General features: G+C 41.8%; 13 protein-coding genes. 10 read left to right on the forward strand and 3 right to left on the reverse strand.

Going from position 1 to position 14,285, the window contains the following annotated elements:
• Positions 1-219: transposase (locus F606_RS0116160; protein ID WP_019553831.1), on the reverse strand; the 219-nt coding region annotated here is incomplete at its 3' end.
• 113 nt (positions 220-332) lie between these two features.
• Between F606_RS0116160 and F606_RS0116165 the strand changes: the two genes are divergently transcribed.
• Complete coding sequence (locus F606_RS0116165; RefSeq protein ID WP_019554934.1) at positions 333-2,084, forward strand: hypothetical protein; 1,752 nt, start codon at positions 333-335, stop codon at positions 2,082-2,084.
• Between the two features lie 13 nt (positions 2,085-2,097).
• On the opposite strand, the gene F606_RS0116170 is transcribed toward F606_RS0116165, so the two are convergent.
• Together F606_RS0116170 and F606_RS23530 are read right to left on the reverse strand one after the other, a co-directional pair.
• On the reverse strand, positions 2,098-4,182 hold the full coding sequence (locus F606_RS0116170; RefSeq protein ID WP_026329447.1) for a MobA/MobL family protein: 2,085 nt from the start codon (positions 4,180-4,182) through the stop codon (positions 2,098-2,100).
• Positions 4,151-4,375: a hypothetical protein gene (locus tag F606_RS23530; protein WP_033368535.1), complete on the reverse strand. Its 225-nt coding sequence runs from the start codon at positions 4,373-4,375 to the stop codon at positions 4,151-4,153. The genes F606_RS0116170 and F606_RS23530 overlap by 32 nt, the downstream gene beginning before the upstream one ends.
• Positions 4,376-4,557: 182 nt before the next feature.
• Between F606_RS23530 and F606_RS0116180 the strand changes: the two genes are divergently transcribed.
• Genes F606_RS0116180 through F606_RS0116220 form a run of 9 tightly spaced genes read left to right on the forward strand, consistent with a single transcriptional unit; the run spans position 4,558 to position 14,265 of the window.
• Positions 4,558-5,262, forward strand: a complete 705-nt coding sequence (locus tag F606_RS0116180) for a VirB8 family type IV secretion system protein (protein WP_019554937.1) — start codon at positions 4,558-4,560, stop codon at positions 5,260-5,262.
• 5 nt (positions 5,263-5,267) lie between these two features.
• Complete coding sequence (locus F606_RS21405) at positions 5,268-6,113, forward strand: TrbG/VirB9 family P-type conjugative transfer protein (RefSeq protein WP_019554938.1); 846 nt, start codon at positions 5,268-5,270, stop codon at positions 6,111-6,113.
• Entirely contained in the window at positions 6,113-7,426 is a 1,314-nt protein-coding gene (locus F606_RS21410) for a TraB/TrbI/VirB10 family type IV secretion system protein (RefSeq protein ID WP_019554939.1), read from the forward strand. The genes F606_RS21405 and F606_RS21410 overlap by 1 nt, the downstream gene beginning before the upstream one ends.
• A 16-nt stretch (positions 7,427-7,442) precedes the next feature.
• Complete coding sequence (locus F606_RS0116195; RefSeq protein ID WP_033368539.1) at positions 7,443-9,734, forward strand: type IV secretory system conjugative DNA transfer family protein; 2,292 nt, start codon at positions 7,443-7,445, stop codon at positions 9,732-9,734.
• Between the two features lie 23 nt (positions 9,735-9,757).
• Positions 9,758-10,141 carry a hypothetical protein gene (locus tag F606_RS22410; protein WP_019554941.1) on the forward strand — a complete coding sequence of 128 codons (384 nt, stop codon included), beginning with the start codon at positions 9,758-9,760 and terminating at the stop codon, positions 10,139-10,141.
• On the forward strand, positions 10,128-11,108 hold the full coding sequence (locus F606_RS0116205; protein ID WP_019554942.1) for an ATPase, T2SS/T4P/T4SS family: 981 nt from the start codon (positions 10,128-10,130) through the stop codon (positions 11,106-11,108). Before F606_RS22410 ends, F606_RS0116205 begins: the two co-directional genes overlap by 14 nt.
• A 26-nt stretch (positions 11,109-11,134) precedes the next feature.
• Positions 11,135-11,500, forward strand: a complete 366-nt coding sequence (locus F606_RS0116210) for a TrbC/VirB2 family protein (protein ID WP_245542133.1) — start codon at positions 11,135-11,137, stop codon at positions 11,498-11,500.
• Positions 11,497-11,766, forward strand: coding sequence for a VirB3 family type IV secretion system protein (locus F606_RS0116215; RefSeq protein ID WP_019554944.1), 270 nt, complete (start codon positions 11,497-11,499; stop codon positions 11,764-11,766). The genes F606_RS0116210 and F606_RS0116215 overlap by 4 nt, the downstream gene beginning before the upstream one ends.
• Positions 11,767-11,781: 15 nt before the next feature.
• Entirely contained in the window at positions 11,782-14,265 is a 2,484-nt protein-coding gene (locus F606_RS0116220) for a VirB4 family type IV secretion/conjugal transfer ATPase (protein ID WP_019554945.1), read from the forward strand.
• The last annotated feature ends 20 nt before the right edge of the window (positions 14,266-14,285 follow it).

Raw genomic sequence — 14,285 nt, forward strand, 5'->3', positions numbered from 1 at the left:
TTCTTTACGGAGTTTGATCATTTCAGCTTCATCGGGAGAACGGTTATCTTTTTCTTTGAAGGAACCTGATGTTTGATTTTGTTTCACCCATTTATCAAAGGTAGAAGGTGTCAATTCGTACTCGCGAATGATGTCCTGTCGGGGTTTATTATTTAAATATAACTGGACAATTTGGTTTTTGAATTCTTCTGTATAAGTTCTGCGTTCACGTTTGCTCATTGTAAATCTCCTCATCTTATATTGAGTTTAAGTGTACTTGACCTTATTTTATCTGTCCAGTTTAGTGTAACCTATCCAAATACTTATCAGCCGTAGCGGTAAGAGACAAGCAAATGGCAAAGAAGTTTGTCCTAAAAGAATGCTATGAAACGGCCAATGGGGCCGGCTGTGGTGATAATACACCACCCATTGCGGCTTCGGGGCTGGATGTGTTAGATGAACCTCAAATGCTTAATGAGGTATTCGATGAATTCCTCAAGCATTGTGAAAGTATGTTTGATCAATTACCTAAAAAAGAAGACTATGATTGGCTGAAAGCTTATATAGAAACGGAAGTCGATACTAATCAGATCATTCTTAATTTTGTCGTGGATGAGTTGGAGACCTCTGAGATTGATTATGGTGAAAGGCTAATTAGAGCAATGGTAAGGTTGGCAATTGCTAGGCCTGATGAAGTAATACCTGAGTTTATTACCAGGCTGGTATCCGCTTCAGGAAGGCTGCTGCATCGTCTAATGACAGTATTTTACTGTCTTGCTATTGTATCTCCCAAACAACTGGCACCACAACAGCTGGTATTTGTCCAATTTCTTGAGAGGGAGAACTTTTTCTGCCGCCAAACCGTTTTGCGAATTCTGCACTGTGTAGGGAAAGTTTCTCCTCTTGAGGCTTCCGTTGTCAATTCAGTCCAGCGTCTTGAGCAGAATTACTCTGCTGATATGTGTTCATTGTTTTCCCTTCCAGCTTGCCCTACCCCGATATTCAGACAATTTTTAAAACGGAATACTCTATTCGATTTCTCTAAGAAATTAGAGGCGTTAGAAAAAATTCTTGGAATATTTCCAGGGAATCTTGTAGCTGCGATTGAAGAACGACTAACTGCTCAGGGGTGGTCTATAGATGATGAACGAGTTCGAGTTAAAGATGATTGGTATGGTCATGTCCATCCGCAGGGATGGCCTGTTGTCTGGATTACAACTGAATTTCAGGAACTTGCTACAGAAGCTCTTTGGAGTATACTTGATGAATTTGCTATAAAGCAGAAGTTGAGTAAAGAACAGATTAATTGGCTTTGGTGGACAATTCAACCTACTGATCCGGAATACATACTTCATGCTGTATTACCGCGTCCACTAGACATTAAGCCGATAAATGTTCATGACAAAGAAAGGTGGTTCAACGAACTTGGGACTGACAAAGATTTGGAAATTAGAAATACAAGAAAGCAAGGTGGAAGTGACGAGTGGATAACTGTATTTGAGAGGCGGATAATGGCCCAGGACGAAGTATATAACGTACCCTATAAACAGGAAATCTCTTTGAAAGGATTTTTAGTGCCACAGCAGGTATATGGTGGTTATCATCGGTTGAATGAACTTGAATTATGGACCGAGCGAATTCTGCCTGACTCAATGGCTATTACCATTAAGCAGGCACAGACGGAACTAACTGGTAGAGGGCGAAGCGTGTTAAACAATCTTGACGAGCCTATTCCGCTTATCGCTGAGCACGAAAATCCTTTGGCTTTTTTTGGATACTGGAGTGTATGCACTTTGGCATCTTTCATCATAAAGGATTTCAATCTGACATTTGAAGGGTTAGACCTTATCAGAAATGGTGAAGTTGTTGCCAGATATGAAGTTTGGCAAGAAGGTTACCAGGATGAGTGCTATACACGAGATAAATTGTCATTTGGCCTTAGATTGCAAGTACGTCAAGACTTCCTAATTGAGATCTGTCGTCGTTATCACAAATTATTGTGTATTAGTATTAATGAAAAGCGAGAGTATTTCAAGTCTATTCACCGTAGAGAGCCTGATGAAAGACGTTATTCAAGGCGCTACGTACTGTATCATTTGAACTAGGTGTCACTGAAGATCATAAAGTCCATCCTTGATATATCTTATCTTCAGCATTTTTTGCCTTGTCTTTGACTTCAGATTCGTCGTTCCAATGTGCGTCCAAATGGATGTCCTTTTCTTTTGAAATAAGCTTTTTAGCAAGGGTGGAAATATGAGATGAAATTATTTGCTTTTGGTGACTGTGGGCAACCTGCAAAATAGGATGAGAATGTCTTGCTAAATTCTTCTGTGAAGCTGCATTTTTTTGCCTTGATTCATGGGGAGTATAGAGTCGTATAATTTCAGGTGTAGAATCATTCTTGATTGGAATAGGAGCACTTTGGATTTTCCAATTATTGTTGTTCATCATCACCTGAATTTCATGTTTTGGAACGGTTCCACGGCTTATATTGTCGCCAAGCTTTACGGCAGTCACTGTATAGCTATTATCTATATTTTTGGCTGGATTTACCGGGGGCGGAAATTGTTTTAAAAGGGCGTAGGAATTACCCTTATAAACCAAAATTTTTAGCTTAGAAATAGGCTGGATGCCGTCGATTTTACATTTGCAACTTAATGTTGCAGGGAGCTTATCCGTGAAAAGTATGGTATCCATATTTTTTGCGCTAAGTTTTTGAGTTGCTTCAGTGTATTTATCAGCCTGTTTCTTGAGTGAAAGATATTCTACATAAAGCTGGTTGCTCTGGCGCTGATTTTCATCATTTTTCTGCTGTAACGTTTTAAAAATATCATCAATCTTTTCTTTGGCGTCGCCAGCAATAGCGCGGTGATAATCATTGAGCTGTTTACCAAGAAGATTTCTTTCTTCGGTAAGCAGCTTTATTTTTTTGCTGCATTCGGCCAGTTCATGCGTTTTATCAGGAACGCCATAAAGGGAAGTTGCCAGTTCTTTTATACGCTGCAATTCCTTGGCAGATTTTGCATAGGCTTTGCGAGTTTTGTCATACTGGTTGTTGAAGGCTTTATCTTGTGCAGCAAGTCGTAATTGTTGGTCGTTAAGAACCTGTGGTTTTAAGGCTTTGTAGGCAGCTAATTTATCATTTGCTAGTTTTTGGTAATCAGAGGCTGTTTCTTCGAGAGAAGAATATACATCAGCAATGGTAATAATGAACGGTTCTTCCATGATTTCTGCTGCTTCAATTTTAGCTCTTTCTACATCCTGTTCTTTTTGTAGACGCAGATGTTCCTGCTGTATTTGACGGGCAACTTGGCGGAGCAAAGCATCATTGGCAAAAATCATAATGCTTTGCTCTTGGGGAGAAAGCGATGTAATATCTATTTCTTCGGTAGTTTCCGGAAAATCTGATTCGTGATCTGTTTGCTTGATTCGATCCATAATTTTTTGCATAGCAACGGGATTTCGGTAAGCACTGCCAAGGTGTGGAGCAGGGGTTCGGTTGAGAAGTTCTGCTTCCTCATTTTCTTCGGATAAAGCCAGTTCTTCACGCTGGGCATTTAAGGTCTTTTCACTGATACAAGTGGAAAGGCCTTTTTCTTGAAATTTTTCATTGACCATCTCAGCCCAGTGTTTACGCAAATGAAGGGTCATTTCTTTCGTGATGAATTCCCTGGATGAGCGATACCCCTGTGTTGGTTCACCGGTCCGATTTGTCGCATAGTGATTGAAAAATTTATCTGAAGAAAGTGGTCGGTCATTTTCGATGATTTTTTCATTGAACATCAAATGACAGTGAATGTTTCTATGGTCTTTATCAAACGTGGCTGCTTTATCATGAATGGCATAGGAATAGGCATGGTGGTCCTTAATGTCGGTTTCTTTTAAAAGCTGTTCAACAAGCTCCATATTTTCAGCAAGTGTGAATTCTTCCTGCAGGGCAAAACGAAGTTCCCGGTAAGCGCGCCCATCGGGTTTATCACGGTGGGCTTCGGCTTCTTCCCAAAACATTCCTGGATTATCGGCCCAGCTTGGCATATTTCCGTAAGCAGTAAAAGCCAGATCCTCTGCGCGATTTTCCATATGGGTGTATTCGCCTTCACGGAAGATATAGTCGTAATGTGTTTTGGTATTTAACTTGGTACCGTTTTTTCGTGTGCCGTGCGGTGTATTTTCAAAATAGTAATGTGCCATATTGTTCACCATTGACAGCTCCGAATCTTTCGGGGCTGTTTTTTCTTTTTAAAATTTGTAAAATTTTTTCGGTTCGTTTATCCGAAGGAAAACGAAGCACGGCAAAGCCGTCTGCCAGAGGCAGTAATCCGGTCCAGCTGGAGGGTGGCGCAACAAAGCTCGTTAGAGTTTTGTGTAAATGCGCATTATGGGTTTTAGTTCTCATCGTTGATTCAGTTTTCTGCTTATATTATACAATTATTATTTATGTTTGTAAAACAAATATTACCTGTATTAAGGTTATTATAATAGTAAAATACCTTTAATATCGATGTATTTATAAAAATATTATTATTTACTTTTTATTAAAATAGTGATAATATTTATCGTAAAGGAGGTGGAATATATATGGAACCGCAAACCAAATTTTTTCCTAAGGGAGAGCCAACCGAGGTTTTTGATCGAAAGGCTGCAGGACCGTTTCAAACTGATTTGTATAATCTGGCATTAGATAAAGATGTAGCGAAAAAAAGAAATTTACTGTATATCGTTCTTTTGATTATCTGTGTGCTTTCTATTATCTTTATTGCGACAACAGCAAATTATAAAACATATGTCGTTCGTGTGGATAATGCCACGGGTCAGGTGGAAACCGGTGGGCAGTTAAAGGCTACAAACTATAAACCACAGGAGGCAGAAATCAAAACCTTTCTGGCACAATTTGTCGCCGATACGCGAACGATTCCCCTCGATCCGGTTCAATATAAAAACAACTGGAATCGGTCCAAACATTTCATGACGCAGGAAGCAGCACAGAAATTAAATGCAATTGTGTTGAAGGAAAACCCCATTGCCCGCCTTGGGCATATGACCGTACAGCCGCAGATCCGTTCGATTCAGCTACAGCCGGGAACAAATTCAACATATCAGGTTCGCTGGGTAGAAGAGGAATATGCCATCAGTGGCAATATGACGGGGAAAAAAGTCAGTTATGTGGCGCTCTTTTCTATTGTTATCGAACCGCAGAGTAAAGAAGAAGAATTGCTCATCAATCCATTGGGTCTTAAAATTAAGGATTTGACCTTTAGCAAAGAAAATGAAAGCAAGGAGTGACAGCTTTGAACCATCGCAAAATTTTTATCGCATTCATGGTAGCGCTTTCGATGTATTCATCTAGTTTGATTGCCCTTGCTGAGCAGAAAGCCTTTTATGCAACAGAGGATGCCTATGTTTCTGCATCGAAACTGCTGTATGACTATAACGAAGGCAGTGTGTATCAAGTGTATTCAGAGCTTGGGCATGTGACGGATATCGTTTTGCATCAAAATGAAAAATTGGTTGGCGTTTTAGCAGGCGACACGGAACGCTGGAGCATTGAGACGGCGGAAGTCGCTAATATCGTACATGTTTATGTAAAACCAAAATTTGCTGATATCAGCACGAATTTTATCATCAATACGGATAAGCGCTCGTATCGGTTATTGGTGTCATCCACGGATACATACAATCCAGTTATTGCATGGGATTATCCGGAGGAGATGTATCGGAAAGTGGCAAGTGCTGCAGTTTATAAAAATCGTGAAGAAAAAACTTTTCTGGATATTTTCACAGAGAAGATCGGGGATCGTTATGTAGCAAAAACAATGAACTATTTCTATGAAACCAAGGGCAGCAAAAAAGCGAACATGGCGCTGTTTCCTTTGAAGGTTTTTGATGATGGAACCCGGACTTACATTCAGATGCCAAAGTCCAATAAATACGATCTTCCGGTACTTTACAATGTTGAGGATATCGACAAAGAAAAATTGACGCTTGTCAATTATCGGATACATGGAGCCTATTTTATTGCAGATCGCGTGTTTATGCATGCCAGACTTCATTACTCCGCTAACGTATATGTAGATATTTATCCGAAAAAAGTAGAATCTGGTCTACCAAAACTTTTTAGAGGTGGTGATGCATAGTGATTTTCGACAAAATAAAAGGGTTGTTTCATAGAAAACAAGATGAGGGTCTTGAGAAAGACGAAAGAGAAGATGCTCATGAACTTGATGCGAACGATGAAACGAATACAGGAGATGGTGGAGAAATCAATTTTTCGGATGATGACGATGATCCGGAAAGCAGGGCAAAGACCTTAAAGAAAAAAGCAATTATGGTCACAGTCGGCGCAGTACTTCTTTTTGCGATTACAGCGGCAGTCAGTAATACGCTTTTTGGAACAAAAGAGAAAGCAGATAAGCCGCTTTCCAATCAAAGTATTTCAAGTGTGGCTACACCGGCAGAGCAATTGCCAGATAAATATTCGGAGATCGGCAAATATGAGAAGAATGCCGGAATGAATAAAAATGGTTCCTCAGCGGGACAAGTGACAACAACTTCGTCAAATGTAGCGCAGACTTCGTATCCTCCATCGAGTACAACAAACAGCCGACCAGCTTCAGTAACGTATATTCCACAAACACCGGCTGTATCTTTAAATAGCGGTTATCGGGATAATGCAACAGCGGAGGCGGAAACGGCAGTAAAAGTACAACAGGCCATTCATAGCAGTGCATTGGCTTTTAAAATTGCAGCGGCTGTTTCGCAGGGACAATCACCAGAGATTACGCCTCTTTCTACTGTAACAGCAACCATACCCAAAGCGACAATGACGCAAACAGCTTACTATTTCGCGGATAGTGGAACTGAAGATACTAATAACTACGTTCTAAATGCCGGTGCGGTTATTCAGGCAACGCTACTTACCGGCGTAACCAGTGATGTTCCAAGTGGTGATGTTGTGGCACAGGTTCGGCAGAATATTTATGACAGCCTTACCGGTACGCATTTGTTGATTCCGCAGGGCAGTCGAATTATTGGTACAACGGGGGCTGCTGGCGGTCTTGGCAATCAGCGACTTAGCGTGATCTTCAAACGTATTATTTTGCCAAATGGTGCTTCACTTACGCTGCCGAATCAACAGGCGATTGACGGTACCGGTTATCCGGGGCTCATGGATAAGTACAATGAGCATCGTGGCAGATTATATCAAACAGCCTTTTTGAGTGCGCTCTTTAGTGCAGCAGCGCAAAGCGCAACAGGCAATACATCTGGCAGTGATAGTCGCAGCCCAGGACAGGAAGCTGTTTCGGGAGCTGCTGCATCGATCCTGCAGACGGGGCAGAAACTCGTCGAAAAAGATGCCAATATTAATCCAACCATTGAGATTGAGCAGGGTTTTCAATTCAGCATTTTCGTCAATCAGGATTTATCTATAGGCGCATACAGTGATTAGGCTGCTATTTTTTATCATGCCAGTATTTACCGGTCTGTGGGTAGCAACACAAAAACTGGCTGTTTTAGTGCAATATGATCCCCTTTTAGGAGTACCGTTTTTAATGAAGGGGCAACCATACTATTATCCATGGAAGTATTTCACATGGTACATGAATTTTCATCCGTATATCCCGGATTTATTCAAACAGACTTATATCTATATTTATGCGGGTTTTGTTGCAGGGTTATTGTTCGTGCTGTTTTTGCAGCCACCACGTCGTTTAGATTCGCATGGCAGTGCGCATTGGGGTGAATATAAAGACATCTTAAGTATGGATTTGATTTCAGCCAGCGGCGTAGTCGTGGGGCTTTATGATAATACACTTACGCGAAGGTTTACGTCACTTCTTCGTTTCGTGGAGCAAATTAAACAGGAAAAAGTTTCTTTTGCTGAGATGAGTTTTGATAAGCATTTGGATAAAAAAATGGAGCGCTTAAACAATCAGTTGAGCCTGGTGCAAAATCAATTAGAGGAACTACCGGAAAATGAAACTGCATCGCGGCAGAAATTAGAAAAACAAATACAGATCTTGCAAAATAAAGTGGAACATCCGGCGAAATATGAACCGCAAAGATATGATTTCTACACCGTTTATCCTTGGGTATGCTTTTACAAAAAACTGTTGTATTTCTACATTGCTTGCCCGCATTTTTATTTGCGGGATAATTCCAATAAGCATTTGGCAGTTATTGCCCCAACGCGTTCAGGGAAAGGTATAGGGTTGATTATCCCGACGCTGCTCGGCAGCTGGAAGTCGAGCGTTATCGTCAATGATATTAAGAGTGAAAATTGGGGAATTACAGCAGGCTACCGAAAAAGGATGGGGCATAAAGTTATCAAATTTGAGCCGACCGCGCTGGATGGCAGTTCTGCCCGGTGGAATCCGCTAGAAGAAATTCCGATTGGAACAGCAGCTGAGGTCCCGGCTGCACAGAATTTAGCGTATATTTTGGCAAATTATGAAGGGAAAGCAAGCCTTGATCATTGGGGCGCGAATGCAGCAACGGTTATTACTGTCGTCATTTTGCACCTTATGTATGCGCATTATAGTGATCCGGAGCATTATCCCAATGTACCGAATCTCTATACGGTGGCAGCCTTTATGAAGGCAAATATCGTTCCGGAATTTGATAAAGATGGCAATCCGGTTATGGAAGATCTGGATGGAGAGTTGGTGCAAAAGGTAAATGCGAAAGGTTTCTTAGATACATTGAAAGCTTTGCAGACTTTTGAGCATGTTCCGGATGAAGGCATTGAACTTGTGGAATGGGACAAAATCAGTGAGGCTTATGTGACAAGAAGGCTTACACCGGAAGATTTGAAGGAAATTTATCCGGATGCCCTGTCACTGGATTATATGCCAAATGTACATCCCATTATTTATCAAAATTTTGTGGAGATCCTGTCAAAACCAGATAACGAGTGCGGCAGTATTGTTTCAACGGCGAATACAGCACTAAAGGAATATCTTGATCCAACACTTGCGAAGAACACGTCTGTCAGTGATTTTTGCATCGATGACCTCATGAACTACAAAAAGCCAGTATCACTTTACCTGGTAACGCCGCCATCCGATCTTTTGCGGCTGGCACCGATCTTTCGTTTATTTTTTGAAATGATGGTAAAGCATCATGCCAAGAGAATCGGTACCTACGAGAATGGACAAGCAAAAACCGTATACAAGCATAAATGCCTGTTTTTGCTAGATGAGTTTTCGTCTTTAGGAAATCTGCAGTCTTTCGCAGCGACACTTTCTTATATCGCTGGTTATGGCATGAAGGCATTTTTGATCAATCAGGGATTGCCGCAAATCAATGGTATTTATGGCAAGGACAATCAGATCCTCATGAACTGCCATTTGCAGATTTTTTATGCGCCAAATGACAACGATACCGGAAAATACACGGAATCACTGCTCGGCAATAAGACGATTACAGTGGAAAGTGTTTCGAGCAGCGGCTGGTTTTCCAACAAGAATTATTCGAAATCGGAAACGGCTAGAGCCCTTATGACGGCAGATGAAATCAAGCGATTAGGAGATCGAGAAATCATTGTGGCGAGCGGCAGTCCGCCAGTGTTAACCGATAAGGTCAAGTATTATGAAAATGGCTTTTTTCTGAAAAAATTGATGGATGCCCCGTCAGCCAGTGATCTTATCCGCAACAATCCGTATCCAGATCGGGATCGTTTATTGGCAGAGGCAGCCGAAGCGAAACGACAAAAGGATAAAGCCAAGGAATTTTCCTATCAGTATCAAGAGCCATGAGCAGGAAGGAGTGAATGTGAAAAATGGCTGGAAGAAAAACAATTCATCGATTAGAGCAAAAATTCAGTGTTCTGCAGCAAAAGCAGGAGCAGACCATGGCGAAGATCAGGCAGGAAATGAAGCGGACCAAAAAGGAAATTGAGGCTCAAAGACTGGATTTCCTTGCCCAAACCATCAAGAAAACAGGGTTTCCTATCGATAAGACCGTGCTTTTGATTGGTGCTGTTTTGGATGGCAAAGGAAAAATAGAGGGTAGTGAAAGTACAGATGCAATCAATCGCTATATTGAGCTGTATAACGATTTTGCAGCAAAGCAGGGAATTCAAGAGTTTGAGGAAGCAGCAGAAGAAAATCCAGAGGCTATAGATAAACAACTTGTGGAAGTGAACAGCTATGGCGGAGAATAAAAATCTTGATGTGATGCTTGGTGCTGCTGTTGTGGATCTGATGAACCGAGCAGATATTACGGAAATTTATAATAACGACGATGGCTTTATCCGCTATCAGTCGCATGAAGAAGGGAAGGTAAAGTCCAAGATCTTTATGGAGCCGGAAAAAATTCAGGCCATTATTGAATTGGTAGCTGGTCAGGTCGGAAAAATCGTCAATGAAGACATTCCGTCGCTTTCTGCAGAGATTGCAGGTTATGGAGCCCGCTTTCAGGGTGAGCTTCCGCCAATCGTGCGCAACCCGCAAATGAATATCCGGAAAAAGGCACTAAAAATATTTTATCTGGAAAATTATGTTGCCCATCAGGAACTATGTCCTAGCTATAAAAGCTATATCGAAAAGGCCATAGCGGCACGAAAAAATATCCTGATTGTTGGTGGTACCGGCACAGGGAAAACGACTTTTCTCAATGCTATCTTAGCGACCATTGCGAAAATATCACCCTATCACCGGATTATCAGTCTGGAAGATTTACCGGAGCTGCAATGCCCGGCAGACGATTATAGTCCGATGTTTACCAAACAAGACCTTGGGCAAGGAGGAGTCAAATACAATATGACACGTCTTTTGGCAGACTGTATGCGCCGATCGCCGGATCGCATTGTTGTCGGAGAGGTTCGCGATGGAGCCGCTTACACCATGCTCAAAGCATGGAATACCGGGCATGAAGGTGGTGTTTGTACAGTGCATGCCAATGGATCGGAGGAAGGGCTCACACGTATAAAATCACTGGCACAGGAAAATCCGGATGCGGCGGGTGATTTAAAAGAGCTTATCGGGGCAGCTATTGATGTGGTTATTTTTATTGCTCATGTGGAGCTTGGGGATGGCAAGAAAAGCCGGGTGGTAAATGACATCATTGAAGTCAATGCCTATGACAGTTTAAAGGGTCAATATATTCTGCATCATGTAGAGAAAAATTGAGAAGGTGATTTCCTATGAAAAATTGTGTGTTTGAAAGAATTCGGAAAAAGACGTTGGAAAAGTCTATCGCATTTACGCTGCTTTTAAGCAGTGCAGCTACAAAGGCTTTTGCCAGCACGGTCAGCGGTGATCGGGTGGACGGCATTACTTGGCCGTGGATGAAATTTTTTAATTCGCTGGCGGATCAATTGACTGGACCGTTGCCGATGACTTTGGGAGCCATGGGGATTGCGGGGGCTGCTATGGCACTCTTTTCCGGCCATGCCGGAGGAGGTACCCAAAAGTTTATTGTGCTCATTTTGGCTGTTTCGATTTGTCTGTTCGCACCGAATTTCATGACCTATATTCAGACTTCTGCGGGTGGACTTACGATTGAGGGGATGGTGCCATGAACCAAACAGAAGAATTGCCGGAAGGTTATGAAGTTCCGATACATCGCTCCTTGGTAAAGCCTTTGTATTGGATGGGGGTGCCGCGTAATCTGTTCATTTCAGAAATAGTATTCGCTATATTAGGCGGTATTTTCATGAAAACATGGACCGTTATTTTTGTGGCAATCGCAGCTCATTACTTGTTCCGCTATTTTGGTCAGCAGGACCCGCAGTTTCATCTGGTGTTTTGGCGGGAAAAAGGGCACAAATCTTATTATTATCGTTAAAGGTGGTGAATTTTATTGTTCTTTTTTAAGAAACGAGTAGCAGCTAAATTTTCACAGCAAGTGGGCGTTTTTCATGAAAAAGCTAGGCTGCCATATCTTTTGCCTTGGGCTTTTGTCGATGAAAATACAGGAATTGTTCATGGAAAAGATCATTCGATGCTGGCGGTTTATGAATTTCGCGGACCGGATATGGACAGCTCTACGCCCATGGAACTCATGCAGTATAACGCTGCCGTAAATAATGTCATCAAAACTTTGCCTACTGGCTATGTCTTGTATTTTGAGGCGCAGCGTCATATTGCAAGCAAATACGATGCAGAAAAGATTTCTATCCCCATCGTTCAGAAAATGGAGGATGAAAGAGCAGGCTATTATGCCGGGCAGAAGCATTTTGAAACCAGTTATTATTTCATTGTCTATTGTGAACCACCACAGCTTTTGAAGTCGCGAATTACGGATGCCTTTATTGCAGATTCCTATAATAAAGGGCAGAGTAAGGCCGATATGCGAGTGTATTGTGAAACCGTCGAAAAGTTCATCAACAACGTAAATCTCATTGGGAATATGCTGCAAAACTGGTTTCCAGAGATAAAACCACTCGATGCCCAAGGTGCGTTGAGCTATCTGCATACCAATATTTCTACAACACGCTTTCCGGTGAAAGTAAATCCCGATAAGTACATTACAGATTACATCTGTGATTCGGATATCCTTGGCGGTCGGGAAATGAAGCTGGGAGAGAAATACATCAAGTTTATTACCATATTGGATTTTCCGCCAGTATCCACGCCGGGCGTTTTTGACGTATTCAACAATATGGATATTGAATATCGCTGGGTATCGCGGTTTATCTGCTTATCCAAAATGGATGCCATGGAAGAACTGAAGAACTTTTTAATGCGCTGGAACCAGCAGATTAAGAGCTTTTGGACGCAGGTTCGCGAGGCGGTTTTAAAGGAAAAACTTGATGATGCCATTGATGAAACCGCCGTACTCAATAAAGATGATGTCAGTGTTGCAATGCAAGAACTTGGACAAGATGCCGTAAGCTATGGCTATTACACCATGACGATGATGGTTTTTGATGAAAATAAGGATCGATGCACGGATAAAGCTAACCGAATCCTCGAAGCCGTTAATTCCTTGGGATATTGTGGCTATATTGAAACGGACAATAGCATGGAAGCGTGGTGGGGGTCGATTCCGGGCTGCTATCGGGCTAATATTCGCCGTCCCATCGTTAACAGCCTAAATTTTTGTCACCTTGCCCCGGTCACATCCATATGGCCTGGAGACAGAAGGAATGAATACTTAAAGGGGCCTGTGCTGCTCTACACGGATACGAATGGATTTACCCCGTTTCGGTTATCCCTGCATGTAGGCGATGTAGGGCACACGATGATTTGTGGACCTTCCGGCAGTGGGAAGTCCGTGCTGCTCAATACATTGGAAGCGCATTTTTTGAAATATCCAGACAGTAATGTTTTTATATTTGATAAAGCGGCTTCCAGTAGAGCTCTAACGCTGGCAGTTGGCGGTAATTTCTATAACATTGCCGCAGAAGGAGCCGGAGAATTATCCTTTCAACCTTTGGCAAGAATCGATGATGAGCAGGAAATTAAATGGGCAAAAGAATGGATTTTGGCATATTTAAAGCAAAAAAATATAGAAATTACCCCGGCCAAGGATAATTTTGTTTGGAAGGCACTTCGCTCGCTGAAAGAATTTCCCGAAGAGCAGCGCTCTATCTCGACGTTCTGTGAAATGGTACAAGATCAGGTAATTCGTCAGGCATTGGTTCCACTTACCGTAAAGGGCAGTTACGGTAAACTTTTTGATAACACGAAGGATGTATCTGGTAGTGGGCGCTGGCAGGTATATGAAATGGAAACGCTCATGAATACACCGGCGATTGTGCCAGCGACACTGGATTATTTGTTTCACCGAATTGAATCGCAGTTAAAAGATGCAGTGGGACCTTCCATGCTTTTATTGGATGAATCCTGGCTATTTTTTGATAATGAAGCTTTTAAGCAAAAGCTTCGAGAGTATTTTAAGGATATGCGCAAAAAAAATACATCCATCATTTTTGCCACGCAAAATCTTTCGGATTTAGCTAATAAACCGGAGCTTTTAAATACGGTTATGGATAACTGCCCGAACCGGATCTATCTACCGAATAAGAATGCCCGAACAGCCCAAAATAAAGAGCTTTATAAGACATTTAATTGCAATGAAAAGCAGATTGACATCATTGCGGGGATGACACCAAAACGAGATTATTACTATTCTTCGGAAAAAGGAAACCGTGTTTTTCAATTAGCACTGCAGCCTGCTGAAATTCCGTTTGTTACAGCTACGGCTAAGCAGGATCAACAGGCAATGAACCGGATTTTAGCAGAGCATGGTCGTGAAAACTTTATCAAAAGATGGTTTGAACATAAAGGATATGCAGAAGAATGGAAGGATTACAAGGAACATTATTTGCAAAACACTTAAAAAGGTGTCCATTATGGACC

Source organism: Propionispira raffinosivorans DSM 20765, assembly GCF_000381065.1.
GTDB lineage: Bacteria > Bacillota > Negativicutes > Selenomonadales > Selenomonadaceae > Propionispira > Propionispira raffinosivorans.